The 24,853-nt window shown below is 59.9% G+C and carries 24 protein-coding genes; 16 read left to right on the top strand and 8 right to left on the bottom strand.

Features of this window, described 5'->3' with window-relative positions; genetic code table 11:
• Positions 1-142: 142 nt before the first annotated feature.
• Both choX and betC read right to left on the bottom strand, forming a co-directional pair.
• Positions 143-1,063 (bottom strand): choline ABC transporter substrate-binding protein, encoded by a 921-nt coding sequence (gene choX / locus KW841_RS00430; protein ID WP_218472972.1) that lies wholly within the window; start codon positions 1,061-1,063, stop codon positions 143-145.
• Between the two features lie 16 nt (positions 1,064-1,079).
• The gene (betC, locus tag KW841_RS00425; protein WP_218472970.1) at positions 1,080-2,594 is read right to left on the bottom strand and encodes a choline-sulfatase; all 1,515 of its coding nucleotides are present in this window, start codon (positions 2,592-2,594) and stop codon (positions 1,080-1,082) included.
• 114 nt (positions 2,595-2,708) lie between these two features.
• On the opposite strand from betC, the gene KW841_RS00420 reads away from it, so the two are divergent.
• Positions 2,709-3,659, top strand: coding sequence for a LysR family transcriptional regulator (locus KW841_RS00420; RefSeq protein ID WP_007969852.1), 951 nt, complete (start codon positions 2,709-2,711; stop codon positions 3,657-3,659).
• Positions 3,660-3,698: 39 nt separating this feature from the next.
• Here the strand turns inward: KW841_RS00420 and KW841_RS00415 are convergent, their stop codons facing one another.
• The gene (locus tag KW841_RS00415) at positions 3,699-4,364 is read right to left on the bottom strand and encodes an NAD(P)-dependent oxidoreductase (RefSeq protein WP_007969850.1); all 666 of its coding nucleotides are present in this window, start codon (positions 4,362-4,364) and stop codon (positions 3,699-3,701) included.
• Positions 4,365-4,447: 83 nt separating this feature from the next.
• Between KW841_RS00415 and KW841_RS00410 the strand changes: the two genes are divergently transcribed.
• The gene (locus KW841_RS00410) at positions 4,448-4,774 is read left to right on the top strand and encodes a DOPA 4,5-dioxygenase family protein (protein ID WP_218472968.1); all 327 of its coding nucleotides are present in this window, start codon (positions 4,448-4,450) and stop codon (positions 4,772-4,774) included.
• Here KW841_RS00410 and KW841_RS00405 read toward each other — a convergent pair whose 3' ends face one another.
• Complete coding sequence (locus KW841_RS00405) at positions 4,775-5,176, bottom strand: GFA family protein (protein ID WP_218472967.1); 402 nt, start codon at positions 5,174-5,176, stop codon at positions 4,775-4,777.
• A gap of 416 nt (positions 5,177-5,592) precedes the next feature.
• Here KW841_RS00405 and KW841_RS00400 point away from each other — a divergent pair, with 416 nt between their 5' ends.
• The 9 genes from KW841_RS00400 (at position 5,593) to KW841_RS00360 (ending at position 15,972) form a co-directional block, all read left to right on the top strand.
• Positions 5,593-6,900 (top strand): CitMHS family transporter, encoded by a 1,308-nt coding sequence (locus tag KW841_RS00400; RefSeq protein WP_007969845.1) that lies wholly within the window; start codon positions 5,593-5,595, stop codon positions 6,898-6,900.
• 85 nt (positions 6,901-6,985) lie between these two features.
• Positions 6,986-7,753: a TerC family protein gene (locus KW841_RS00395; RefSeq protein WP_007969844.1), complete on the top strand. Its 768-nt coding sequence runs from the start codon at positions 6,986-6,988 to the stop codon at positions 7,751-7,753.
• Positions 7,754-8,040: 287 nt separating this feature from the next.
• Positions 8,041-9,699 carry a Na/Pi cotransporter family protein gene (locus tag KW841_RS00390; RefSeq protein WP_218472966.1) on the top strand — a complete coding sequence of 553 codons (1,659 nt, stop codon included), beginning with the start codon at positions 8,041-8,043 and terminating at the stop codon, positions 9,697-9,699.
• A gap of 56 nt (positions 9,700-9,755) precedes the next feature.
• Positions 9,756-11,132, top strand: coding sequence for a pitrilysin family protein (locus tag KW841_RS00385; protein ID WP_218472965.1), 1,377 nt, complete (start codon positions 9,756-9,758; stop codon positions 11,130-11,132).
• A gap of 245 nt (positions 11,133-11,377) precedes the next feature.
• Positions 11,378-12,406 (top strand): DUF5924 family protein, encoded by a 1,029-nt coding sequence (locus KW841_RS00380; protein WP_218472964.1) that lies wholly within the window; start codon positions 11,378-11,380, stop codon positions 12,404-12,406.
• Between the two features lie 54 nt (positions 12,407-12,460).
• Complete coding sequence (locus KW841_RS00375; RefSeq protein ID WP_218472963.1) at positions 12,461-13,609, top strand: ABC transporter permease; 1,149 nt, start codon at positions 12,461-12,463, stop codon at positions 13,607-13,609.
• Positions 13,606-14,409, top strand: coding sequence for an ABC transporter ATP-binding protein (locus KW841_RS00370; RefSeq protein ID WP_104450393.1), 804 nt, complete (start codon positions 13,606-13,608; stop codon positions 14,407-14,409). The genes KW841_RS00375 and KW841_RS00370 overlap by 4 nt, the downstream gene beginning before the upstream one ends.
• Before the next feature lies 1 nt (position 14,410).
• Positions 14,411-15,349, top strand: a complete 939-nt coding sequence (locus tag KW841_RS00365) for an MlaD family protein (RefSeq protein ID WP_007969837.1) — start codon at positions 14,411-14,413, stop codon at positions 15,347-15,349.
• Positions 15,346-15,972 (top strand): ABC-type transport auxiliary lipoprotein family protein, encoded by a 627-nt coding sequence (locus tag KW841_RS00360; protein ID WP_218472962.1) that lies wholly within the window; start codon positions 15,346-15,348, stop codon positions 15,970-15,972. The genes KW841_RS00365 and KW841_RS00360 overlap by 4 nt, the downstream gene beginning before the upstream one ends.
• A gap of 147 nt (positions 15,973-16,119) precedes the next feature.
• Here KW841_RS00360 and KW841_RS00355 read toward each other — a convergent pair whose 3' ends face one another.
• Entirely contained in the window at positions 16,120-16,770 is a 651-nt protein-coding gene (locus KW841_RS00355; protein ID WP_218472961.1) for an HAD family hydrolase, read from the bottom strand.
• A 26-nt stretch (positions 16,771-16,796) separates the two neighbouring features.
• Positions 16,797-17,342, bottom strand: a complete 546-nt coding sequence (locus KW841_RS00350; RefSeq protein WP_218472960.1) for a gamma carbonic anhydrase family protein — start codon at positions 17,340-17,342, stop codon at positions 16,797-16,799.
• Positions 17,343-17,430: 88 nt separating this feature from the next.
• Here KW841_RS00350 and prlC point away from each other — a divergent pair, with 88 nt between their 5' ends.
• Together prlC and KW841_RS00340 are read left to right on the top strand one after the other, a co-directional pair.
• A complete protein-coding gene (gene prlC, locus KW841_RS00345; RefSeq protein ID WP_126048451.1) occupies positions 17,431-19,482 on the top strand; it encodes an oligopeptidase A in 2,052 nt (683 codons plus the stop codon).
• Positions 19,479-19,766 (top strand): YheV family putative zinc ribbon protein, encoded by a 288-nt coding sequence (locus tag KW841_RS00340; protein WP_007969831.1) that lies wholly within the window; start codon positions 19,479-19,481, stop codon positions 19,764-19,766. Before prlC ends, KW841_RS00340 begins: the two co-directional genes overlap by 4 nt.
• Before the next feature lie 42 nt (positions 19,767-19,808).
• On the opposite strand, the gene KW841_RS00335 is transcribed toward KW841_RS00340, so the two are convergent.
• Complete coding sequence (locus tag KW841_RS00335) at positions 19,809-20,453, bottom strand: dual specificity protein phosphatase family protein (protein WP_218472958.1); 645 nt, start codon at positions 20,451-20,453, stop codon at positions 19,809-19,811.
• Positions 20,454-20,674: 221 nt separating this feature from the next.
• Entirely contained in the window at positions 20,675-20,980 is a 306-nt protein-coding gene (locus KW841_RS00330) for a hypothetical protein (protein ID WP_116579856.1), read from the bottom strand.
• A gap of 209 nt (positions 20,981-21,189) precedes the next feature.
• Here KW841_RS00330 and KW841_RS00325 point away from each other — a divergent pair, with 209 nt between their 5' ends.
• The 3 genes from KW841_RS00325 to KW841_RS00315 all read left to right on the top strand — a co-directional run bounded on the left by KW841_RS00325 (position 21,190) and on the right by KW841_RS00315 (position 24,841).
• Positions 21,190-22,248 carry a PA0069 family radical SAM protein gene (locus KW841_RS00325; protein WP_218472956.1) on the top strand — a complete coding sequence of 353 codons (1,059 nt, stop codon included), beginning with the start codon at positions 21,190-21,192 and terminating at the stop codon, positions 22,246-22,248.
• A gap of 244 nt (positions 22,249-22,492) precedes the next feature.
• Positions 22,493-23,224, top strand: a complete 732-nt coding sequence (locus tag KW841_RS00320) for a carbonic anhydrase (protein WP_218472954.1) — start codon at positions 22,493-22,495, stop codon at positions 23,222-23,224.
• Positions 23,225-23,314: 90 nt separating this feature from the next.
• On the top strand, positions 23,315-24,841 hold the full coding sequence (locus KW841_RS00315; RefSeq protein ID WP_102702122.1) for a SulP family inorganic anion transporter: 1,527 nt from the start codon (positions 23,315-23,317) through the stop codon (positions 24,839-24,841).
• Positions 24,842-24,853 lie beyond the last annotated feature (12 nt).

The raw sequence follows: 24,853 nt of genomic DNA, 5'->3' as shown, positions 1-24,853 counted from the left end.
GTGAATGAACGGCGAAAATGTCAGGGTGGTGGTTCAGAACCAGTTGTGCAAGGGCGACCATCGAATCGCGGGCAAGCCCGCTCCCACAAGGATCTCCGATAACCTGTGGGAGCGGGCTTGCCCGCGATGGCGTCCTTGACCGTTACAACTTGGCTTTCACCGCCGGCAACGCATCCTTCCCATCCACGGTCTTCACTCCATCAAGCCACTTGTCCAACACTGCGGGGTTGGCCTTGATCCACGCCTTGGCTGCGTCGGCGTTACTGACCTTGTTGTTCGCCACCTCGGCCATGATGCTGTTTTCCATGTCCTGGGTGAAGCTCAGGTTGGTCAGCAGCTTGCCGACGTTCGGGCAGGCCTGTGCATAACCTTTGCGGGTCAGTGTGTGCACGCTGCCGGTGTCACCGAAGTACTTCTCGCCGCCCTTGAGGTAATGCATTTTCAGCTGCACGTTCATCGGGTGCGGGGTCCAGCCGAGGAAGGTCACGAATTTCTGCTTTTTCACCGCGCGGGACACTTCTGCCAGCATGGCCTGCTCGCTGGACTCAACCAGTTTCCACTGGCCCATGTCGAAATCGTTTTTCTTGATGATCTCTTGCAGCGAGATGTTCGCCGGTGCACCGGAGCCGATGCCGTAGATCTTGCGGTCAAACTTGTCGGCGTATTTGTTCAGGTCGGCAAAGTTATGCACACCTGCATCCCATACGTAATCCGGAACAGCGAGGGTGAATTCGGTGCCGTCGAGGTTCTTCGCCAGTTGCGTGACATCGCCGTTGGCGACGAATTTGTCATAGAAACCCTGCTGCGCTGGCATCCAGTTACCCAGGAACACATCGACCTGGCCATCCTTGAGCCCGCCAAAAGTGATCGGCACCGCGAGGGTGTCGACCTTGGCCTTGTAGCCCATGCCGTCCAGCAGGAACCCGGTGATGGCATTGGTCGCGGCGATGTCGCTCCAACCCGGGTCGGCCATCTTCACGGTCTCGCAACCCTGATCGGCAAACGCCGATGCACTACTCAGAGCCAGGAGCCCGACCGTCAGTACTGTGGATAACCTTTGCATGGACTTCCCCTTAACATTATTGGTTTTGGCAGGGTTGTGGATAACGTGCTTTACGTTCCAGATCGTCGAGGTCGATGTGGTTGCGCATGTATTGCTGACTGGCGTCCACCAGCGGCTGGTGATCCCAGCTCTTCAGCTTGCCGAGGGTCAACGCCTCGGCCACGAAACGCCGGCGTCGCTGGCTGGCGAGCACCTGCTGGTGGATGGCCGGAATATTCCATTTCGCCCGCGCCTCAGCGAGAAAATCGTCGAACAGCTGGCGATGTTGCGGCGAATGGCTGAGTTCTTCCAGTTCACGAGGGTCATTGTGCACGTCGAAGAGCAGACAAGGGTCGTCTTCGCTGTAGATGAATTTATAGGCACCGCGGCGGATCATCATCAGCGGGCTGATGGTGCCTTCGGCCATGTATTCGCCGAACACTTCATCGTGACCACCCTGCCCTTGCAGGTGCGGCACCAACGAACGGCCATCCAGCGGCAAGCCCGGTTCCAGCGAGCCGCCGGCCAGCTCGACGAATGTCGGCAACAGGTCCGCCGTGGAAACACTGGCGCTGACCCGGCCAGCGCCAAACTGCCCCGGTGCGCTGATCAGCAGTGGCACCCGTGCGGCCATTTCATACCAGTGCATTTTGTACCAGAGGCCGCGCTCGCCGAGCATGTCACCGTGGTCACCGGAAAACACGATGATGGTGTCGTCGATCAGCCCGGTATCTTCGAGGGTTTGCAGGAGTTTGCCGACGTTGCTGTCGATATAGCTGCACGCGCCGAAATAGGCGCGGCGGGCATCGCGAATCTTATCCACAGGCAGTGGCTTGTCCCACAGGTCATAGACCTTGAGCAAACGCTGCGAGTGCGGATCGAGGTCATGCGGGTCCGGGGTTGCAGGCAGCGGGATATCGGCATCGTCGTACAAATCCCAGAAAGCCTTGGGAATCGTGTACGGATCGTGTGGGTGAGTCATGGAAACGGTCAGGCAGAACGGCTGGTCGCCGTCCTCGCGGATATGGTCGAACAGGTACTGCTGGGCCTTGAATACCACCTCTTCGTCGAAATCCAGCTGGTTGGTGCGCACACACGGGCCGGCTTGCAGAACCGAGGACATGTTGTGGTACCAGGTCGGCCGCACGTCCGGTTCATCCCAGTTCACTGCCCAGCCGTAGTCGGCCGGGTAGATGTCGCTGGTCAGGCGTTCTTCGTAGCCATGCAACTGGTCCGGCCCGCAGAAATGCATCTTGCCCGACAGGGCGGTGCGGTAACCGAGGCGGCGCAGGTAATGGGCATAGGTCGGTACGTCGGCGGGGAAGTCGGCGGCGTTGTCGTAGGCGCCGATCTTGCTCGGCAACTGGCCGCTGACCAGGGTGAAACGCGACGGCGCGCACAGCGGGCTGTTGCAATAAGCCGAGTCGAACACCACGCCTTGTGCGGCGAGGCGGCTGAGATGGGGCAGCTTGATGGGCGATGGGCCGTAGAACGGCAACATTGGCGCAGCCATTTGATCGGCCATGATGAAAAGAATGTTCTTGCGCTTCATGTGATCGCGGCATTCCATAGTGGATGTTTATGCGAGAGTGCTGGCTTCGAGAATGAAACCCAAGCTCTTCGCGGTAAAGCCCATGCACGGCAATGACTAGGATAAGCCCAGCTTATGTATGACGCCCTTGGTGACCTGTCACTGGATCTGCTTCGTGCCTTCGAAGCGGCAGCCCGTCAGCGCAGCTTCACCGCGGCGGCGGTTGAGCTCGGCACTACCCAGCCGGCCATCAGTCAGCAGATCAAGCGCCTTGAAGAACAACTGGCGACCCGATTGTTCGACCGCATTTATCGCGGTATCGAGCTGACTGAGGCCGGGCTGATACTTTTTCAGCAGGTTCAGCTCGGATTGCAGAATATCGACGCAGGATTGAGCGCAATCAGCACCCAGCAACAGCATGAGGTGCTGCAGGTGGCCACGGATTTTGCCTTCGCCGCCTATTGGTTGATGCCGCGTCTGCACCGCTTTCACGCGGCCAATCCGCAGGTGGATGTCAGCCTGGTTACCAGTGAGCGTAGCCATAACATGCTACGTACCGATATCGACGTGGCGATATTGTTCGGCGATGGCCGCTTCAAGCAGGGTGAAAGCCATTGGCTGTTCAGTGAGGAAGTGTTTCCGGTGTGCAGCCCGCAGTTGCTGGGTGAGCGTTCCCTGCCTTTGCCCCCCCAGGCATTGCTCGAGTTTCCGTTACTGCATCTGCGTGGGGAACACAGCAGTAACTGGTTCGACTGGAGCGGTGTATTCCGCGAGTTGGGCATCACCTCGCCCCCGGCGCCCGGTCAACTGCGTTTCGACAACTACACCTTGCTGATTCAGGCGGCGATTGGTGGTCAGGGCGTGGCCATCGGTTGGCGCCACCTTGTGGATAACTTGCTGGCGCAAGGATTGTTATGTCGACCGATCGGCGAAACGGTGATGTCCCGGCTGGGCTATTACGTGGTTTTGCCCCAGCGTAAACGGCGCGGGGTGTTGATCCAGCAGTTTGTGGACTGGTTGATGGCTGAGCAGGCGGGCAGCGCGGAGTCGTTGACGGGGTTGGCGTTTCCTTCGATTGCGGTTTGAGCGTCAGCTCCTGTAGGAGCTGCCGAAGGCTGCGATCTTTCAAGGTTCCGAGGTCGCGATGAAACTGACGTGCTCGCCGATGTGCAGTTTCAGGTGCAATTCATCGGCAATGCCCACGGCAGTTCGGGCCAGTCGCCCGAGCGGTTCGGCCAGCCCCGGCTCGAGATTGCCGCCGGGTTTGGCGAAATGTTCGATGGTCAGCCCCGGTACCCCGCGCGGTTCGTTGACCAGCGTCCACTGCAAAGGACTGCTTTGCAGTGCCTCGCGGATTTCCTCTGCGGCGTGACGTTGCAGGCTGTCCTCGAGCTCCGGCTCGTCCAGCACCGCGAAATCTCCCACCAAAAACAGCCGGGCAACGCCTGCCCCCTGCAGGCCTTCAATCAAGGCGTCAACTGCCAGCACTTGCTCGACCGGACCCGGTACGATGGTTTTTTCCACGTGTTCGCTGTTGAACGGTAAGCCAGGAGCGTCCAGCAAACAGATGACCACGGAGCTGCCGGCCACACTCTGCTTGACCCGTTGCGCGTCGAACAGGTCGCCAGTCTTGGTGCGCAGCCCCGGACGGGGTGCCAGCGCATTGAGGTCATCGAGAATCGCGATCACTTCATGCTGGCGCCTTAGCATTTCAGCCATCAGCGCACTGCCCAGGCTACTCATGGCACCATAAAGCACCACTTTCACAACGGGGGTTTCGGCATTTTTCATGGCTGAACCCTTTTCACAGCGTCTATATGACGTGTGACCCGCAGGAAAGGGTGAGGGTTCGAACAGCTTTCAGAGGGATTGCAATGCAGCAGATCACGGACTATCACGCCCATGTTTACTTCGATGCCGACTCGATCGGACAGGCGCGGGCGCTGTGTGAGCAGGCGGCGCAATTGTTTCCAGTGAAAATGGGCCGTGTACACGAGCGTCCGGTCGGTCCGCACCCGGACTGGAGCTGTCAGTTGGCGTTCGAGCCGCAGGTGCTGGGCGACGTGCTGCCGTGGCTGGCGCTCAACCGCAAGGGCCTGGTGGTGTTTTTACACCCGGACACCGGCGACGATCTGCGCGACCACACCGAGCATGCGATCTGGATGGGTGCGATTCGACCGCTGGACCTGTCTATTTTTTGATCAGAATGTTTCTTCAGCCTCGCCGGGCAAGTGTTCGTCCAGATGGAGCCACGGCAAGCGGCTGTCGGTCCAGATGTGTCGCTGCGCCGGTGCCTGCTCGGGGTGGTCTAGGGTGGCGATGGTCAGGTCGATGCTGTCCGGGCTCAGGTGCGTTACCACCGCCAGCTGCGCCCCGCAGTGACCGCAAAAATAACGTGCGCAGGTGGATGAAGAGTCGTACCGCGATGGCGTTCCGGCCAGCCATTGAAAGGCGGATGCCGGCACGGTGATCCAGGTGGTGACGATGCCGCCGCTGACCCGTCGGCAAATCGAACAATGACAGTGGACGATGTCGTGCAGTGGCCCGCTGAATTGATAGCGCAGCTGCCCGCAGTGGCAGCCGCCGGTGTGAACATTGGTCATGACATTCCTCCTGCTGCGTAATGACTGACGCCTTCGCGAGCAAGCCCGCTCTCACATTGGCTTTGTGTACGACACAGATCCGGTGTGGGAGCGGGCTTGCTCGCGAAGGCCGTAACCCGGTTCACCCCCTGCCCCCGTCCGACGACCGGTCGTGCATCCGGTCAAAGCTTTCAATTGCGAAAGCTGGCTGAAAGCTTCCCCGATTAGGATCGCCGCCACTACCGGCAAAAGACCGGTGGCCAATGCGAGTGTTCGATTGCTCGAAAGGCCCATTTAACAACAACAATGGTGATTCTGATGTCCTCTTCTACCCGCCACTTCGCTGTGCCTCCGTCCGTACCTCTCGTGCTTCCCGTTCTGCGCTGATCCCGCCCGATCCGCCCATTCCCTAGCCGCGCTACGCCTGGAGTATTCCCATGCTGACTTTCCTTGGCTTCGCCATGGTCATCACGTTCATGTTCCTGATCATGACCAAGCGCCTGTCTGCGCTAATCGCCCTGATCCTCATTCCAATCATCTTCGCCCTGTTCGGCGGCTTCGGCCCCAAAATCGGCCCGATGATGCTCGAAGGCATCACCAAGCTCGCGCCGACCGGCGTGATGCTGATGTTCGCTATTTTGTATTTCGCCCTGATGATCGACTCCGGCCTGTTCGACCCGGCCGTGCGCAAGATCCTCAAAATGGTCAAGGGCGACCCGCTGAAGGTGTCGGTCGGCACCGCTGTGCTGGCGCTGGTCGTTTCCCTCGATGGTGACGGCGCGACCACCTACATGATCTGCGTGGCCGCCATGCTGCCGCTCTACAGCCGCATCGGCATGAGCCCGCGGATCATGGCCGGCCTGATCATCCTCGCCGGTGGCGTGATGAACATGACCCCATGGGGCGGCCCGACCGCCCGTGCCGCCAGTGCACTGCACGTGGACCCGTCGGCTATTTTCGTCCCGATGATCCCGGCGATGCTGGCCGGTGTGGTGGCGATCCTGGCCATCGCCTACTTCTACGGCAAACGTGAACGTGCGCGCCTGGGTGAATTGCACCTGGTGGGCGATGAAGTCGACCACAGCGAAATCAGTGTTTCGCAGTTCCCGGATGCCCGTCGTCCGAAGCTGATCTGGTTCAACGGTGCCCTGACACTGGGCCTGATGTGCACCCTGATCGCCGGCCTGCTGCCGTTGCCGGTATTGTTCATGGTGGCGTTCAGTATCGCCATGATCGTCAACTATCCTTGCCTGCAACAGCAGAAGGATCGCGTCGCGGCTCACGCCGGTAGCGTACTGGCCGTGGTCGGGCTGATCTTTGCGGCCGGCATCTTCACCGGTATCCTGTCGGGCACCGGCATGGTCGATGCCATGTCGAAAAGCCTGTTGTCGGTGATTCCGGATTTCCTCGGCCCGTACCTGGCGGTGATCACGGCGCTGGTAAGCATGCCGTTCACCTTCTTCATGTCTAACGATGCATTTTATTACGGCGTGTTACCGGTGCTTGCCGAAGCCGCCAGTCACTACGGTATAACCGCAGTGGAAATGGCACGTGCCTCGATCGTCGGTCAGCCCGTCCACCTGTTGAGCCCGCTGGTTCCATCGACTTATCTGTTGGTGGCCCTGGCCGGTATCGATTTCGGTGACCACCAGCGCTTCACCCTGAAGTGGGCAGTGCTGGTTTGTATCTGCATACTGATTGCTGCACTGCTGTTGGGGACTTTCCCGATGTTCAGCACTCTATAAGCCCAAGACTCACCACGTCGGGTCCAGGCTTCGCTGTTTGAAGCCCGGGCCCTTTGTGGTTTAACAATCGCTCAAAGGAATACACATGGAATGGCTGACCAACCCTGAAATCTGGGTTGCCTTCTTTACCCTGACCGCCCTGGAAATCGTTCTGGGCATCGATAACATCATCATGATTTCGATCCTGGTCAGCCGCATGCCCAAACATATGCAGGCGCGCACCCGGATTTTCGGTCTGGCGCTGGCCATGATCACGCGAATCCTGCTCCTGCTGTCGATCACCTGGGTCATGCGCCTCACCGCCGACCTGTTCGTCGTGTTCGGCCAGGGCATCTCCGGACGTGACCTGATCCTGTTCTTCGGTGGTCTGTTCCTGCTGTGGAAGAGCTCGCAAGAGATGTACCACGCGCTGGAAGGTGAAGACGAAACCAACGAAGAGCCTTCGGGCAAGGGCGGCAACTTCCTCTACACCATCATCCAGATCGCGATCATCGACATCGTGTTCTCGCTGGACTCGGTCATCACCGCGGTCGGCATGGTCTCCCACGTACCGGTCATGGTCGCGGCGATCATCGTGGCGGTGTTGGTGATGATGTGGGCTTCCGGCACCATCAGCGAGTTCATCGACAAGCACCCGTCGCTGAAGATGCTGGCGCTGTCGTTCCTGTTGATCGTCGGTACCGTGCTGATTGCCGAATCCCTGGACGTGCATGTGCCAAAAGGCTACGTCTACTTCGCCATGGCGTTCTCGCTGGCAGTGGAAGCGATCAACATCAAGATGCGCACGGCCATCGCGAAAAAGAAGAAACAGCAGGATCCGGTAAAGCTGCGCAAGGACATTCCGGGCCAGTAACCCGGTAGTACGCAATACCCTGTGGGAGCGGGCTTGCTCGCGAAGACAATGTGTCAGACAACATTAATGTTGACTGATACGACGCCTTCGCGAGCAAGCCCGCTCCCACTTTGTTTTTTGCGGGTTGCTTAAACGGGATTTCATGACAGTTTTGTTTCAATCCCTTCTTTGGCTGTGCGATGCTGGCGCGCAGACCGTTAGCCAACTACAGCTTAAGTACAGAACGTAGAACGTCGCGCGGTACCGTCAATTTGCTCCTTTGGGGCGCTACACCACAGGGGGTCATTATGCTCACCCTGCTCAATTTGCTTTCCGCCGTGGCCCTGCTGATCTGGGGCACGCACATCGTCCGAACCGGCATCCTGCGGGTCTACGGCACCAATTTGCGCCATGTCATCAGCCATAACATGGCCAACCGCTGGCTGGCATTCGCCTCCGGGATCGCTGTGACGGCGATGGTCCAGAGCAGCAACGCCACTGCCATGCTCGTCACCTCCTTTGTCGGCCAGGGCCTGATGGCGCTGACCCCGGCGCTGGCCACCATGCTTGGCGCGGACGTCGGTACGGCGCTGATGGCGCGGGTGCTGACGTTCGATCTGTCATGGCTGTCGCCATTGCTGATTTTTGTCGGGGTGATTTTCTTTCTGTCGCGCAAACAGACCCGGCTCGGGCAGTTGGGCCGTGTCGCCATTGGCTTGGGGCTGATCATTCTGGCGTTGCAACTGATTGTCGAGGCGGCGCATCCGATTACCCACGCCAAAGGAGTGAAGGTGATTTTCGCCTCGCTCACCGGCGACATCCTGCTCGATGCCCTGGTCGGGGCACTGTTCGCAATGATTTCCTATTCCAGCCTGGCCGCCGTGCTGCTGACCGCGACCCTGGCGGGTGCCAACGTGATCAGCCTGCCGGTGGCCATCGGGCTGGTGATCGGCGCCAATATCGGCAGCGGCATACTCGCCTTCCTCAGCACCAGCATGCAGAACGCCGCCGGACGCCAAGTGGCGCTGGGCAGCCTGCTGTACAAAATGATTGGTCTTTTATTGATCATTCCGGTGCTCGACCCGCTGGTGCACTGGCTCGATGGCCTGGATTTCAGCCCTCAGGAAATGGTCATTGGCTTTCACCTGCTCTACAACACCGTGCGCTGCCTGATCCTGCTGCCCAGCCTCAAACCGATGGCCAGGTTTTGCGCCTGGGTGCTGCCGGAGCGCCCGCTGGCCAACGGCACGGCCAAGCCCCGGCATCTTGACCCCACGGCATTGGTCACACCTGGTCTGGCGCTGGCCAACGCGGCTCGGGAAACCTTGCGCATGGGCGACCTGATCGACAACATGCTCGAAGCCATGCTTGACGTGTTGCGTGGCAAGCAAACCGCCGTCACCCAGGAAGTCCGACGCCTGTGCGACGATGTCGAAGCGCTCTACAGCGCGATCAAGTTGTACCTGGCGCAAATGCCCCGGGAAGACCTCAGCGATCAGGACAGCCGGCGCTGGGCGGAAATCATTGAGCTGGCAATCAACCTGAAGCTCTCCAGCGACTTGATCGAACGCATGCTGCGCAAGATTCAGCAGCAGAAAACCTCGCAGCGCCGGTCGTTTTCCGAAGTCGGGCTGGACGAACTGACCGGACTGCACACCCAGTTGATTTCCAGCCTGCGGCTCGGGATGTCGGTGTTTCTCAGTGGCGACCCGGAAAGTGCGCGCCAACTGGTGCGCGAAAAACGTCGTTTCCGCGCACAGGAACGGCGCCTGGCCCACGCTCATGTCAGCCGTTTACACCGTAAAATCGTGCAAAGCATCGAAACCAGCTCGTTGCACCTGGAGCTGATCGCCGACATGAAGCGTCTGAATTCGCTGTTTTGCAGCAGCGCCTACGTGGTGCTGGAAACGTCGGACACCGGCGCATTGGTTGTTGATGATTTGAGCGACATCACCCATTCACCCTGAACGTCCACAGTTGCCTGAAGTCTGTTGAACTTACGCTGGTCGTATGGAAGCTTGTTATGCGTTGTCTGTTGTTCGCCTGCCTGTTGCTTGGTTCACTCCCGTCATTCGCCCTGGATCGCTTTCAGGTCGAGGGTTACACGCTGCGCAACGGCTTGCAGTTGCTGCTCAAACCCGGCACTGATCGCGGGCATGTGGCAATCCGGCTGGTGGTCGGCGTTGGCCTGGACGATTTCGGCTGCGAAGAAAAGGAACTGCCGCATCTGCTGGAACACCTGTTGTTCAGCGGCATCGACGCCAGTGGCGAAGGTGGCCTGGAGGAGCGCATGCAGGCCTTGGGCGGTGAGTGGAATGCATTCACCAGCAATGCCGATACGACTTTTGTCATCGAGGCCCCGGCGAAAAACCAGCGCAAGGTACTCGACCTGTTGCTGGCGCTGCTGACCCAGACCCGCTTCGACGACAGCGCCATCAACGCGGCCAAGCAGGTGGTCGAGCGTGAAGATGGCGGCCACTACTCGCACCTGCAACGCTGGCTCGATCGTCAGGACCTCGGCCACACGGCCAGCAACCAACTGGCCGTCGAGCTGGGCCTCAAATGCCCGGAGCGTGCGCAAGTCGATGGCCTGACCCGTGAACAACTGGAACAGGTGCGCAAGGACTGGTATGCGCCGAACAACATGACCCTGATCGTGGTCGGCGACCTCGACAAGTTGCTGCCAGCCTATCTGGAACGGGCGTATGGCACGCTGGAAGCGATCACCCCCGGCGAGCATCCGCCGCTGCCGCAAATCCAGACCAGCGCCGCCCATGAGCGCACCTTGCCCCACGGTCTGGTCGGCAACGGCGCCAAGTTGCACTGGTTGGTGCCGGAGCCGGTGCTGGAAGATGGGCACGACCAAACCTTCGATTTACTCAAGGACTATCTGGATTGGGCGCTCTATCGCCAGCTGCGCCTGGCTCATGGTTTGTCCTACGGCCCGTGGGCGGAACGCGAAGTGTTCGGCGGCGTGGGTTTCATGAGCCTCAATGCCGACCTTGAACGCGACGACGTGCCCGAGGCCGAACAAGTGCTCGACGAATTGAAGGCCGGACTGCTCAGGGACGGCCTCAATGCCGACACCTTCAACCGCCTGAAGCAGGCTGCGATCGCCCGCCAGGCCTGGGCCGTACAAGGCAACAGTGCGTTGGCCGACTACTATTGGAGCGCCATCGGCGACTATGAGGACGGCCGCTTCACCAATCCGGCCAGGGAGCTGCAGGGGGTGACGCTGGAAGAGGCGAACAAGGCGGTGCGTGAACTGCTGTTGCAGCCGGGGTATTTGCGGATAGAGAAGCCGTTGTTCAGCTATGACCAGTTGATGTGGCTGGTAGTTGGTGGGGTGGGCTTGATCGTGTTGATGCTGGTGGGCTGGCGTTTGCATCGCAGGAAGTAACTATTCTGTTTGGCAAGAAAACTCCTTGTGGGAAACACAATCACCTGTGGGAGCGAGCTTGCTCCGGGCGGCGTTCCGACGATGAGGCCATGTCATTCAACATCAAAGTTGACTGATCCGCCGCCATCGCGAGCAAGCTCGCTCCCACAGGTGGCGTGGTGTCACTGACCGTGAACCCTCGCCACCGCGCCGCACCAGCGGTACTCTGTCGAGGTTTTTTCCTACAATCACTGTGAACCCGTCGAATGCAGAACCTGACCCGTTTCGTACAGCGCATCCTCGAATTGATGAAGCGCTACCCTGGGGTCATTGCGCTCGCAGGTTTCATCTCCGGGGTAGGCAGTTTCATCCTGGTCGATCGCCAGCAAGGCCTGGCGAGCTGGATCACCACCATCATGCTGATCAGCTGGATCTGGCTGATGCTTGAGAACAGCCTGACCAAGCTGTTCGCGCGTATTTTCAAGCGCGAAATCCCGGAACCCTTGCTGCGTTACGCAACGCAGATGATCCATCAGGAAAGCCTGTTCTTTGTCCTGCCGTTCTTCTTCATCACCACGACCTGGAACAGCGGCCAGTTGTTTTTCACCGGGCTGCTGGGCGTCGCGGCACTGATTTCGATCATCGACCCGCTGTACTACAAGTGGCTGGCGCCACGGCGCTGGGCGTTTCTGGCCCTGCACACCCTGACCCTGTTCGCCGCGCTGCTCACCGCGTTGCCGGTGATCATGCACCTGACCACCGCGCAAAGTTTCAAATGGGCACTGGGTATCTCGGTGCTGTTGTCGTTCCCGAGCCTGGCGTCGATCTTCCCGATTCGTACCCTGCGCAGCGCGCTGGCGATTTTGAGTATCACTCTGGGCATTGGCGCCGTCGGGTGGGAGCTGCGCTCGTGGGTGCCACCGGCGACGCTGTGGATGACCGACGTGGCCATCAGTACGCAAATGCAGGACCGCACGCCCGGCGCCAGTCTCGACGAAGTCAGCGCCGAGCAGATCCGCAATGGCGGGCTTTACGCGTACACCGCGATCAATGCCCCGCGTGGCCTGGACGAGCGGATTTATCACGTCTGGCAGTTCAACGGCAAAGAGGTCGACCGTATCCCTCTGGATATTCGTGGCGGGCGCAAGGAAGGTTACCGGGCCTGGACCCACAAGCAGAATTTCCCGGGCAACCCGGCCGGCAAATGGCAGGTCCGGGTGCTGACCGAAGATGGCCAGGTCATCGGCGTGCTGCGTTTCAAGGTCACGGACAGCACAGCGATCAAAGAAAAGTAGTGCGGTTCGTGCTATTACGTAGAGCTGCCTAATCACTGAACAAGCACGGAGCTTATGATCAGCAGCACGATGGCCGGCAATGCCCAGTTGGACACGTCGCTCACCCCGGCACGGTTGCGGGTGACGGGCGACTGGACGCTTGCCCATTACGCTGACCTCAAGCTGTTGAGCGAAAAACTCCACGGCCAGTACGACGCCAACACCCCCATCGACCTCAATGGCCTCGGTGCCCTCGACACCGCTGGCGCCTCGCTGTTGGTCGAGCTGCTCGGTTCCGAGCGCCTCGGTCGCTCCGCCGAACATCCTGATTGCACACTCTCCGCCGCCGATCGGGCGTTGCTGCAAACCGTCTATTGCTCGTTGACCGATTTCTGCGTGCCGATCAAGGAGCCGGAAGTCAGCGTTTCCATTCAGTTGCTGACCCGCATTGGCCGTGCGGTGGACGCCGTCTGGCAGGACACCCTGCAACTACTGGGTTTCGTTGGCCTGATCATCGAAACCATCGTCCGCGGCCTGTTCCGTCCCAAGCGCTGGCGCGTCACGCCGATGATCGCCCACATCGAACAGACCGGTCTCGACGCCGCGCCCATCGTTGCGTTGCTGACTTTTCTGGTGGGCGCCGTCGTGGCGTTCCTCGGGTCGACAGTGCTGGCCACCTTCGGCGCCACCGTCTTCACCGTGGACCTGGTGGGATTTGCCTTCCTGCGCGAATTCGGTGTGTTGCTGACCGCGATCCTGATGGCCGGGCGCACCGCCAGTGCGTTCACGGCGCAAATCGGTTCGATGAAGGCCAACGAGGAAATCGACGCCATCCGCACCCTGGGCCTTGACCCCGTGGAGTTGCTGGTGGTGCCGCGGGTCCTGGCGTTGCTGATCGCCCTGCCGATGCTGACCTTTTTGGCGATGCTGTCGGGGATTATCGGCGGTGCCGTGGTCTGTGCGGTGGCGCTGGATATCTCGCCGGCGATGTTCCTGTCGCTGCTGCAAACGGACATCGGCGTTCAGCACTTTCTGGTGGGGATCGTCAAAGCCCCGATCTTCGCCTTCCTCATCGCCGCCATCGGTTGCCTTGAAGGCTTCAAGGTCAGTGGTAGCGCTGAGTCTGTGGGCGCGCACACCACCTCGAGTGTGGTGCAGTCGATTTTCGTGGTGATCGTGATGGATGCGGTCGCCGCGATGTTTTTCATGGAGATGGGTTGGTGAGTCGTATCCCCAGAGCGCCCTCCGAGGCGGTGATTGAAGTCCGTGGACTGTGCAACCGCTTTGGAAGCCAGAGCGTGCACGAGAACCTCGACCTGGACTTGTACAAGGGCGAGATTCTCGCCGTGGTCGGCGGTTCCGGCAGCGGCAAATCGGTGCTGCTGCGCAGCATTGTCGGGCTGCGCGAGCCCAGCGAAGGGGTGGTGAAAGTCTTCGGTAAGAACTTGCCAACCTTGTCCGAGCACGAGCGCTCGCTGGTGGAACGGCGATTCGGCGTGCTGTTCCAGAAAGGTGCGCTGTTCTCTTCGCTGACCGTGACCGAGAATGTTGCCCTGCCGCTGATCGAGCACGCCGGCTTGAGCCGCAGCGACGCCGAGCACCTCGCGGCAGTGAAAATGGCCCTGGCCGGGTTGCCGCTGTCGGCGGCGGAGAAGTACCCCGCATCGCTGTCCGGCGGCATGATCAAGCGTGCCGCGCTGGCCCGGGCATTGGCGCTGGACCCGGACATCCTGTTTCTCGACGAACCCACCGCCGGTCTCGACCCGATCGGCGCTGCCGCGTTCGACCAATTGATCCTGACCCTGCGCGATGCCCTGGGCCTGAGTGTCTTTCTGGTGACCCACGACCTCGACACGCTCTACACCATCACCGACCGGGTGGCGGTGCTGGCGCAGAAAAAGGTGCTGGTGGCGGATGCCATCGACAAGGTCTCGGAAACCAACGATCCGTGGATTCACGAATACTTCCATGGCCCTCGCGGCCGCGCGGCGTTGACAGCCGCCCAACAGCTCAACGAGGTCTGACATGGAAACCCGAGCCCATCATGTATTGATCGGCCTGTTCACCGTGATTGTGGTGACGGCCGCGCTGTTGTTCGGCCTGTGGCTGGCCAAGTCCAGTGTCGACACCGAGTTCAAGGACTACGAGGTCGTATTCAACGAGGCGGTCAGCGGTTTGTCCAAGGGCAGTTCGGTGCAGTACAGCGGGATCAAGGTCGGCGATGTGATCTCGCTGCGCCTGGACCCGAAAGACCCGCGCCGGGTGTTGGCGCGAATTCGCCTGGCCGGCGATACCCCGGTCAAGGAAGACACCCAGGCCAAACTGGCCCTGACCGGCGTCACTGGGACCTCGATCATCCAGCTCAGCGGCGGCACGCCACAGAGCCCGACGCTCAAGGGCAAGGACGGCCACCTGCCGACCATTGTCGCCTCGCCCTCGCCCATCGCCCGCCTGCTCAATGACAGCGAAGACCTGATGGCCGGGGTGAGCACGCTGATGCATAACGCCAACCTGATGTTCTCCACGGAAAACATCGCGCGCATCAGCAACACCCTGGAGCATCTGGAGCAAACCACCGGAACCATCGCCGAACAGCGCGGCGATATCCGCCAGGCCATGCAGCAATTGGCTTCGGTGGGCAAACAGGCCAACAACATGCTGGAGCAGACCACGACGCTGATGCGCAATGCCAACGGGCTGCTCAACGAGCATGGCAAGGAAGCGCTGGGCAGCGCCGAGCAGGCGATGAAGTCGCTGCAGGAGAGCAGCGCCACCCTCAACACACTGATCAGCGCCAATCAGGATTCGCTCAACAGCGGCATGCAAGGCCTCAATGGCCTGGGCCCGGCCGTGCGCGAGATGCGCGAAACCCTGTCCTCGTTGCGCGTCATTACCAAACGTCTGGAGGCCGACCCCAGCGGTTACCTGCTGGGCAGTGACAAGACCAAGGAATTCACGCCATGAAGCTGATTCGGATTGCCCTCCTCGTTGGCTTCACGCTGATCGGCGCGTGCTCGATCCTGCCCAAGCCAGAGCTTTTCGAGGTTTATCGATTGCCCTCAGCCCAGAGCAGCACGCCGGCCAGCCATGGCACGCCGCAGCACTGGTCGCTGCGCCTGACCAAGTTCCAGTCCAGTGAAGCGTTGAATAGTCCGAACATTGCAGTCATTCCTCAGGGCGACGTGATCAGCCACTACAAGGGCTCGCGCTGGAGCGACCCGGCGCCGGTGCTGGTGCGCAATCGCCTGCTGGAAGGTTTCCAGCATGACGGGCGTGTGCCGTTGTTGAGCACCGATGACAGCATTTTCCAGACCGATCTTGAATTGGGCGGCAGCCTGCAGGCGTTCCAGACGGAATACCAGGGTACGAGTGCCAGCGTGGTCGTGCGTCTGGATGCATTGCTGGTGCGCAGTTACGACCAGCGCATCCTCGCCAGTCGCCGCTTCGAAGTGCACCAGCCGTTGAGCAATGTGCAGGTCCCGGTGGTGGTGACCGGGTTCGGTCAGGCGAATGATCAGTTGACCGCGCAGGTGGTGAACTGGGCGGTGGAACAAGGACAGAAACTGGCGCCGCCCCCTCGGCCTTGAAAGCAAGTCGCGCACTGTCCAGCAACTGGGACCCTGTGGGAGCGGGCTTGCCCGCGATGGCGGCGGAATGTTCAACATAAATGCTGAATGTGCTGGCCTCTTCGCGGGCAAGCCCGCTCCCACAGATAATCGGTGAAGTTGATTCAATCAGCGCTGCAAAAACGCCTGATGCAACTCAGCCAGCGTTTCAAAGTGATACGCCGGTGCTTCGGCGCTCAGTTCTTCGTGGCTGCCGAACCCGTAACCCACCGCTGCCGCGTCCAGGCCGTTGCTGCGCGCGCCGATGAGGTCGTGCTTGCGGTCGCCGATCATCAGGGTATTGGCCGGGTCCAGCTTTTCTTCGGCCATCAGGTGGGCGATCAGCTCGACCTTGTTGGTCCGGGTGCCATCCAGTTCGCTGCCGTAAATCACCTTGAAGTGTTTGGCAAAGTCGAAATGCCGGGCGATTTCACGGGCGAACACCCAGGGTTTCGAGGTCGCGATGTACAGCTGCCGGCCTTGTCCGCTCAGGGTCTCCAGTAGCGGCGTGACGCCGTCGAACACACGGTTCTCGTAGAGTCCGGTGACCTTGAAGCGCTCGCGGTAGAAGTTCACCGCCTCCCACGCCCTGGCTTCATCGAAGTCGTAGAACTGCATGAAGGCCTGCAACAGTGGCGGGCCGATGAAGTGTTCGAGTTTGCCCAGATCCGGCTCATCGATACCCAGTTTGCCCAGGGCGAACTGGATCGAACGGGTGATGCCCTCGCGCGGGTCGGTGAGGGTGCCATCGAGGTCGAACAAAACGGTTTGGTAATGCATGTAGAGTCCTGAATGAGGGGGCCGGGTCAAAGCTGGTCGTAGCCTTCGGCCAGATGCAGGTCCTTGAGCTTCACGTAGTTCGCCGCGCTGTAGGTGAAAAAGGCGCGTTCCTTGTCCGTCAGCGGGCGGATCTGCTTCACCGGGCTGCCCACATACAGGAAGCCGCTTTGCAGATGCTTGCCCGGTGGCACCAGGCTGCCAGCGCCGATGATCACGTCATCGTCGACCGCGGCGCCGTCCATGACGATGCTGCCCATGCCGATCAACACCCGGCTGCCCACCGAACAGCCATGCAGCATGACCTTGTGGGCGATGGTCACGTCATCGCCGATCAGCAACGGAAAGCCTTCAGGGTTGAACGGGCCGGCGTGGGTGATGTGCAACACACAACCATCCTGCACGCTGGTGCGCGCGCCGATGCGGATGCGGTGCATGTCACCACGGATCACCGTCAGCGGCCAGACCGAGCTGTCTTCGCCGATTTCGACGTCGCCGATCACCACCGCCGAGCCATCGACAAAAGCGCCTTTACCCAACAGCGGCGTGTGGTTCTGATACTTGCGAAGGTTCACGATAGGGTTTCTCTCTGTTGCTGATAGCTGCGGTGAACGTCGATTGTAATTAAGATGGCTGCATGTTTCTCCAGCCAAGGTATCAACCGTGAGCGTGAACAACCCTCTTTTGCAGTCCTATGACCTGCCGCCGTTCTCCGCCATCCGCGCCGAACACGTACAACCGGCCATTGAACAGATCCTGGCTGACAACCGCGCCGCCATCGTCGAGATCCTCAAGACCCAGGCCAAGCAGCCAACGTGGGCCGGCCTGGTGCTGGCGATGGACGAACTCAACGACCGCCTGGGTGCCGCCTGGAGCCCGGTCAGCCACCTCAATGCCGTGTGCAACAGCGCCGAACTGCGTGAAGCCTACGAGTCGTGCCTGCCTGCCTTGAGCGCCTATTCCACCGAAATGGGCCAGAACCGCGAGCTGTTCCAGGCCTTCGAAGCCCTGGCCAGCAGTCCCGAAGCCGCCGGTTTCGACGTGGCGCAGAAAACTATCCTGGAACACTCCCTGCGTGACTTCCGTCTGTCGGGTATCGACCTGCCGGAAGCCGAGCAGAAACGTTACGCCGAAGTGCAGAGCAAGCTGTCGGAACTGGGCAGCCGTTTCTCCAACCAGTTGCTCGATGCCACTCAGGCGTGGACCAAGCACGTCACCGATGAAGCCGCCCTCGCCGGCCTGACCGATTCGGCCAAGGCGCAAATGGCTGCCGCGGCGCAGGCCAAGGACCTGGACGGCTGGCTGATCACCCTGGAATTCCCGAGCTATTACGCAGTGATGACCTATGCCCAGGACCGCGCACTGCGCGAAGAAGTCTACGCGGCTTACTGCACCCGTGCGTCGGACCAGGGGCCGAATGCCGGCCAGAACGACAACGGCCCGGTCATGGAAGAAATCCTCGATCTGCGCCAGGAATTGGCAAAGCTGTTGGGGTTCAGCAGTTTCTCCGAGCTGAGCCTGGCGACCAAAATGGCCGAATCCAGCGATCAGGTGCTGAGCTTCCTGCGTGACCTGGCCAAGCGCAGCAAGCCGTTCGCCGCCCAGGATCTGGAACAGCTCAAGGCCTACGCGGCCGAGCAAGGTTGCCCGGACCTGCAAAGCTGGGACAGCGGTTTCTACGGCGAAAAACTCCGTGAACAACGTTACAGCGTGGCTCAGGAAGCCCTGCGTGCCTACTTCCCGATCGACAAGGTGCTCAGCGGCCTGTTCGCCATCGTCCAGCGCCTGTACGGCATCGAGATTGCCGAACTCAAAGGCTTCGACACCTGGCACCCGGATGTGCGCCTGTTCGAGATCAAGGAAAACGGCCAGCACGTCGGCCGCTTCTTCTTCGACCTCTACGCTCGCGCCAACAAGCGCGGTGGTGCCTGGATGGATGGCGCCCGCGACCGTCGCCGCACGGCTGGCGGCGTGCTGCAAAGCCCGGTGGCGAACCTGGTGTGCAACTTCACCCCGGCTGACAGCGGTAAACCTGCGCTGCTGACCCACGATGAAGTCACTACCCTGTTCCATGAATTCGGTCACGGCCTGCATCACCTGCTGACCCGCGTCGAGCATGCTGGCGTGTCCGGCATCAACGGTGTGGCCTGGGATGCCGTCGAACTGCCAAGTCAGTTCATGGAAAACTGGTGCTGGGAGCCGGAAGGCCTGGCGCTGATTTCCGGTCATTACGAAACCGGTGAGCCACTGCCCCAGGACTTGCTCGGGAAAATGCTCGCGGCGAAAAACTTCCAGTCCGGCCTGATGATGGTCCGCCAACTGGAGTTCTCGCTGTTCGACTTCGAACTGCACGCGACCCATGGCGACGGCCGCAGCGTGCTGCAAGTGCTCGAAGGCGTGCGCGACGAGGTCTCGGTGATGCGTCCGCCAGCCTACAACCGCTTCCCCAACAGCTTTGCGCATATCTTCGCCGGCGGTTATGCCGCGGGTTACTACAGCTACAAATGGGCGGAAGTGCTCTCGGCCGATGCGTTCTCGAGGTTCGAAGAAGAAGGCGTGCTCAACGCCGACACCGGCCGTGCCTTCCGCGAAGCGATCCTGGCCCGTGGCGGTTCCCAGGAGCCGATGGTGCTGTTCGTCGACTTCCGTGGCCGTGAGCCATCGATTGACGCACTCTTGCGCCACAGCGGCCTGAGTGAGGACGCGGCAGCATGAGTGAGGGACCTGTGATTACGAAAAAACGCTTTATCGCCGGGGCGGTCTGCCCGGCATGCAGCGAGCCGGACAAGTTGATGATGTGGAACGAAGACCAGGTCCCGCACCGGGAGTGCGTGGCCTGCGGTTATTCCGACACACTCAATGAGCAGGGGCTGTCGGTGCCCAAGGAGTTAGGTACGCGGGTCAACACCACCGCACCCAAAGCCCCGGACACCAAGGTTCAGGCGGTTCAGTTCTTCCCGAATCCGAAGCTGAAGAAAAAGCCCGACGAACAGCACTGAGTGTAAAAAAGCCCCCGTTGCTCCATGCAACGGGGGCTTTTTTTATTCGATATGAGCGGACTTGAACCAGCTCTTCATCGAGCACGCAGCAAACGGGCTGGTGCTGCAATCGCCATTGGCCAGGGCCGTGCGCAGTTTTTCGACGTCGGCCTGCATCATGTAGCGGATGCCGTCCTTGAAGTGGGTACTGTCACCAAAGCCGCCCTGGGTCATTTCGTTCAGGGCCTCTTCCTTGCTCCAGCCCTGGATGACAACCCGATACATGGCGGCCATCAGTCCGGTACGGTCAGAGCCGTGTTTGCAATGCATCAGCACCGGGCCTTTGGCTTCGGCAGACTGGATGGCGCGCAAGGCCTTGAGCACGTCGGCGTCATCCACATGGTTGGTGCGATAAGGCAGCTGCACTTGCGTGATGCCTGGCGTGGACAGCCAACTGGAGTCCGCTTCAGGCAAAAAGTTGATCACTGTGCCGACCTTGAGTTTCTCCAGCAGCGGCACTGCGTCCTTGTCCGGCAAGGCACTGCGGTAGAGGGTTGGCGAGATTTGAAAGAGGTTGTATTGCTTCTCGATCGGTTGAGCCCAGTCTGCCGGACGGTGCATCGCGCTGTCGTCAGCAAATGCCGGTGTCAGGTTAACGAGTGTGACCAGCGACAGGCATATTGCAGATAAAAAACGTGATAGAGGCATGCTTGAGCGACCGTTCTGAAAGGGACGGGAAGATGCTGGCAAGGATCAGGCATGCACGGTCAAAGGCCTGTGAGCGGACCGTCAAAGAATCGTGAAGCTGACGGGATTCGAGCCTCGTTCATTGAAAGAACAATGTTATAGGCGATAAAAAATCAAACCCGATCGATTATTAACTTCGACCGGACCTGATTAATCACAATATATTTGCCTGGACCTTTGGTTCAAGGTTTCGCAATGCCGGCGTACGCTTTGGCCAGAGCCAGCAGTTTTTCCTTATCATCGGAATTGATGGTCCCGTTACCATCAATATCTTTGTCGACACTGCCAATATTAAATGTCTGGCCGCCGTCGTATGAGGACGCAATCAGCGTGGTGGAGTCCAGCAAAGAGGTGGTCGCGACCGAGTTTTCTTCATCCCAGCCTTCTTCCTTGAGTGCGAACTGCATTGATACCAGTACTTCATCGGGGTCGACTACAGTCGGTCCAAGTTTTTGCAAAAATATACCGCGGCGATTAAAAAACGACATAAATAAATCCTTTTATAGAATATCGGTGTTTATGTTTTGCAGCGAAAAAAATGGTACATGCGGCTTTGTCGAAACAGCCAGGCTTTATATGTTTCTCCCGGTTGCTTCACGCAAGCGTGCATGACAAATAATCAGAAAGTGCCGAACGGCGCTGGTCGAGCGGTTTTGATCGATGTACTGTATGCGCATACAGTAATTGGGTGTTTTTCATGCACACGCCATTTCCTCCCCGTGGCCGCGGCACTGCGACCAACCCGCACAACCGTTTCGCCCCCAGTCATTCGGTGGCCGAAGACGACGGCTGGTACCAGGAAGTACCGCTCACCCAAGGCACCGAGGTGCGCATTGAAACGGCGAAAACCATCATCACCCGCAACACGTCGCCGGACTTGCCCTTCGATCGCTCGATCAACCCCTATCGCGGTTGCGAGCACGGTTGCATTTATTGTTATGCGCGCCCCAGTCATGCCTATTGGGACATGTCGCCCGGGCTGGATTTCGAGACAAAACTGATCGCCAAGACCAACGCCGTGGATGTGCTGGAAGAGCAGTTGTCCAAACGTGGCTATCAATGTGCACCGATCAACCTCGGCTCCAACACCGACCCCTATCAGCCGATCGAGCGTGAATACAAGATCACCCGCCGAACCCTCGAAGTACTCCTGCGTTACCGGCACCCGGTGACCATCGTGACCAAGGGCTCGCTGATTCTTCGTGACCTGGACCTGCTGACCGAGCTCGCCAGCCAAAGACTGGTGGCGGTCATGATCAGCCTGACCACACTGGATGACGAACTCAAGCGCATCCTCGAACCCCGCGCCGCAGCGCCCAAGGCGCGGCTGCGGGCGATCAGGGTCATGCGCGAGGCGGGTATCCCGGTCGGCGTTCTGTGTTCACCGATGATCCCGATGATCAACGACAGCGAACTCGAAAGTCTGCTCACTGAGGCCCATGCGGCCGGGGCGCAGAGTGCCGCCTACATGATGCTGCGCTTGCCGCTTGAAGTGGCGCCTCTGTTCGAGGAATGGTTGGCGACCCACTACCCTCAACGGGCGGCGCATGTGCTGAGCCTGATTCGCCAGAGCCGTGGCGGTGAACTCTACGACAGCCGCTTTGGCGCTCGAATGCGCGGCGAAGGTCCCTTCGCCGACCTGCTGGCACAGCGCTTTGCCAAAACCATCAAGCGCCTGGGGCTCAATCACCGGGAAGGCTTTGACCTGGACTGCAATGCCTTTTGTCCGCCCGGTCGCCAAATGTCGTTGATTTGAGGACAATTGACCTATGGTTGAGTACTGAAGATCGCGCTCGCGCCTTAGGCTGGTCACGTTTTTTGTGACCTGGAACACGCATTCTAGAGCGTTTTATTCAGTTTCAATTAAGATTCGGCCGCTACCTTGTTCATCGAGTGACTGATGGGTCGAGATGTTTGACCTGGATGTTTTTTAACCAGCCACTGGCTTCACACCGGACCGCGCGGGATGACTCCCTGAGCCCGCCAATGAGGATGAATTGATGAGTGACAAGGATAAACAGTCGTTGGCTGCGTCGGCTTCAGCCCAACCCGAGGCCGAAACCGCCGATGCAGCGTTGAAGCATATCGTTGACGGCTTTTTACATTTTCATCATGAGGTCTTTCCTCAGCAGGAAGAGCTCTTCAAGAAACTCGCCACGGCCCAGCGGCCACGAGCGATGTTCATCGCCTGCGCCGATTCGCGCATCGTTCCTGAACTGATCACACAAAGCTCCCCGGGCGACCTGTTCGTGACCCGTAACGTCGGCAACGTTGTGCCGCCTTACGGGCAAATGAACGGTGGTGTTTCCACGGCCATCGAGTACGCCGTACTGGCTCTGGGGGTGCATCACATCATCATCTGCGGGCATTCCGACTGCGGCGCCATGCGCGCGGTACTCAACCCGGACAGTCTGGAGAAAATGCCCACGGTCAAAGCCTGGCTGCGTCATGCCGAAGTGGCCAAGACCATGGTGCAGGAGAACTGCAACTGCTCTAACGAAAGCGAAAGCATGCACATCCTCACCGAGGAAAATGTGATCGCCCAATTGCAGCACCTGCGTACTCATCCGTCGGTTGCCTCGCGCATGGCCAACGGTCAGCTGTTTATCCACGGCTGGGTCTACAACATCGAAACCAGCGAAATCAAAGCGTACGACGCCGATCAAGGCTGTTTCCTGCCGCTCAATGGCAGCCTGCCAATTCCCGTGGCGACGCCAAAAGCGCGCTTCTAACTCCTCCTAAATCGTTGTGTGGTTTAGCCGAGGCTGCCGTTCAGGCAGCCTGGCTTTGCCATGCCTGAAGAAAACTTCGGGAGACTCACCATGCGTGCTGCTCGACTCAAAGCTGTTCTGCCACGGGAGCTGTTGGCTTCGGTGGTCGTGTTTCTGGTCGCCCTGCCCCTGTGCATGGGCATCGCCATTGCCTCGGGGTTGCCACCCGCCAAAGGCCTGATCACCGGCATCATCGGCGGTCTGGTGGTCGGCTGGTTGGCCGGCTCGCCGTTGCAAGTCAGTGGCCCGGCGGCGGGGCTGGCCGTTCTGGTCTTCGAATTGGTCCGCCAACACGGTATCGCCATGCTTGGGCCCATCCTGCTACTGGCGGGTTTGCTGCAACTGGTGGCGGGTCGATTGAAGCTGGGATGCTGGTTTCGGGTGACGGCGCCTGCGGTGGTGTACGGCATGCTGGCCGGGATTGGTGTGCTGATCGTCCTGTCTCAAGTGCATGTAATGCTGGATGCCGTGCCCAAACCCTCGGGCCTCGATAACCTGGCAGCCTTCCCGGCGGCGCTGGCTCAGGCATTGCCCACGTTTGGCTGGCAAGCCGGTTTGCTCGGTCTGTCGACGATTGCTGTCATGTGGCTGTGGGAAAAATTCCGTCCGCAATCCCTGCGCTTCATTCCCGGTGCGCTACTGGGTGTCGGTCTGGCCACGCTTGCCAGCCTGGTGCTGGCGTTGCAGGTCAAGCGGGTTGAGGTACCGGCCAACCTGACGGAGGCCATCGATTGGCTGAAGCCGGCGGACCTGCTTAACCTGGCCGATCCGACATTGCTGATCGCGGCGTTTGCCGTAGCCTTTATCGCCAGCGCCGAAACCTTGCTCTCAGCCGCGGCGGTTGATCGCATGCACAGCGGCCAGCGCTCGGACTTTGACCGGGAATTGTCGGCGCAAGGTATCGGCAACATGCTGTGTGGTCTGCTTGGGGCATTGCCGATGACCGGCGTTATCGTGCGCAGTTCGGCGAATGTCCAGGCCGGGGCAACCACGCGTTTTTCGACCATATTCCATGGCCTGTGGCTGCTGGCGTTCGTGCTGTTGCTGTCCAGCGTCCTGCAAAGCATCCCGGTGGCAAGCCTGGCGGGTGTGCTGGTGTACACCGGTTTCAAACTGGTGGATCTCAAGGTCTTTCGGGGTTTGGGCCGGTATGGTCGGGCGCCGATGTTCACTTACGCGGCAACCGCGTTGGCCATCGTTTTTACCGACCTGCTGACGGGCGTGTTGATTGGCTTTGGCCTGACCCTGGTGAAACTGGCGCTGAAAGCTTCACGCTTGAAGATCAGCCTGATCGACCTGCCTCGGGAAGGTGAAATGGAGTTGCGCCTGGTGGGCGCGGCGACCTTCCTCAAAGTACCGGCGCTGACCCAGGTGCTGGGCAGCATTCCGGTGGGTACGACGGTGCATGTGCCGCTCAACAACCTGAGCTACATCGATCACTCGTGCCTGGAGTTGCTGGAGGAATGGGGACGAGCCAATGCGGGCAAGGGTTCGAAACTGTTGATCGAATCGCGGGGATTGAAGCGTCGGCTTGAGGGGCGGGTGCGGACGAATACCGGCGTCGGTGCGGTTGGCTGAGATACCTGAGTG

It is taken from the genome of Pseudomonas sp. PDM28 (genome assembly GCF_019219115.1).
GTDB lineage: Bacteria > Pseudomonadota > Gammaproteobacteria > Pseudomonadales > Pseudomonadaceae > Aquipseudomonas > Aquipseudomonas laurylsulfatiphila.
This window is presented reverse-complemented; position numbering and strand designations above follow the sequence as displayed.

Excerpts from the sequence above, each read along its gene's own strand:
- KW841_RS00360 (WP_218472962.1), top strand. The coding sequence starts at position 15,346 with ATGAAGCTGATTCGGATTGCCCTCCTCGTTGGCTTCACGCTGATCGGC.
- KW841_RS00410 (WP_218472968.1), top strand. The coding sequence starts at position 4,448 with ATGCAGCAGATCACGGACTATCACGCCCATGTTTACTTCGATGCCGAC.
- KW841_RS00390 (WP_218472966.1), top strand. The coding sequence starts at position 8,041 with ATGCTCACCCTGCTCAATTTGCTTTCCGCCGTGGCCCTGCTGATCTGG.
- KW841_RS00330 (WP_116579856.1), bottom strand. The coding sequence starts at position 20,980 with ATGTCGTTTTTTAATCGCCGCGGTATATTTTTGCAAAAACTTGGACCG.
- KW841_RS00400 (WP_007969845.1), top strand. The coding sequence starts at position 5,593 with ATGCTGACTTTCCTTGGCTTCGCCATGGTCATCACGTTCATGTTCCTG.
- KW841_RS00385 (WP_218472965.1), top strand. The coding sequence starts at position 9,756 with ATGCGTTGTCTGTTGTTCGCCTGCCTGTTGCTTGGTTCACTCCCGTCA.
- KW841_RS00405 (WP_218472967.1), bottom strand. The coding sequence starts at position 5,176 with ATGACCAATGTTCACACCGGCGGCTGCCACTGCGGGCAGCTGCGCTAT.
- KW841_RS00365 (WP_007969837.1), top strand. The coding sequence starts at position 14,411 with ATGGAAACCCGAGCCCATCATGTATTGATCGGCCTGTTCACCGTGATT.
- KW841_RS00355 (WP_218472961.1), bottom strand. The coding sequence starts at position 16,770 with ATGCATTACCAAACCGTTTTGTTCGACCTCGATGGCACCCTCACCGAC.
- choX (WP_218472972.1), bottom strand. The coding sequence starts at position 1,063 with ATGCAAAGGTTATCCACAGTACTGACGGTCGGGCTCCTGGCTCTGAGT.
- KW841_RS00375 (WP_218472963.1), top strand. The coding sequence starts at position 12,461 with ATGATCAGCAGCACGATGGCCGGCAATGCCCAGTTGGACACGTCGCTC.
- KW841_RS00340 (WP_007969831.1), top strand. The coding sequence starts at position 19,479 with ATGAGTGAGGGACCTGTGATTACGAAAAAACGCTTTATCGCCGGGGCG.
- KW841_RS00380 (WP_218472964.1), top strand. The coding sequence starts at position 11,378 with ATGCAGAACCTGACCCGTTTCGTACAGCGCATCCTCGAATTGATGAAG.
- KW841_RS00420 (WP_007969852.1), top strand. The coding sequence starts at position 2,709 with ATGTATGACGCCCTTGGTGACCTGTCACTGGATCTGCTTCGTGCCTTC.
- KW841_RS00315 (WP_102702122.1), top strand. The coding sequence starts at position 23,315 with ATGCGTGCTGCTCGACTCAAAGCTGTTCTGCCACGGGAGCTGTTGGCT.
- betC (WP_218472970.1), bottom strand. The coding sequence starts at position 2,594 with ATGAAGCGCAAGAACATTCTTTTCATCATGGCCGATCAAATGGCTGCG.
- KW841_RS00320 (WP_218472954.1), top strand. The coding sequence starts at position 22,493 with ATGAGTGACAAGGATAAACAGTCGTTGGCTGCGTCGGCTTCAGCCCAA.
- KW841_RS00325 (WP_218472956.1), top strand. The coding sequence starts at position 21,190 with ATGCACACGCCATTTCCTCCCCGTGGCCGCGGCACTGCGACCAACCCG.
- KW841_RS00335 (WP_218472958.1), bottom strand. The coding sequence starts at position 20,453 with ATGCCTCTATCACGTTTTTTATCTGCAATATGCCTGTCGCTGGTCACA.
- KW841_RS00415 (WP_007969850.1), bottom strand. The coding sequence starts at position 4,364 with ATGAAAAATGCCGAAACCCCCGTTGTGAAAGTGGTGCTTTATGGTGCC.
- KW841_RS00395 (WP_007969844.1), top strand. The coding sequence starts at position 6,986 with ATGGAATGGCTGACCAACCCTGAAATCTGGGTTGCCTTCTTTACCCTG.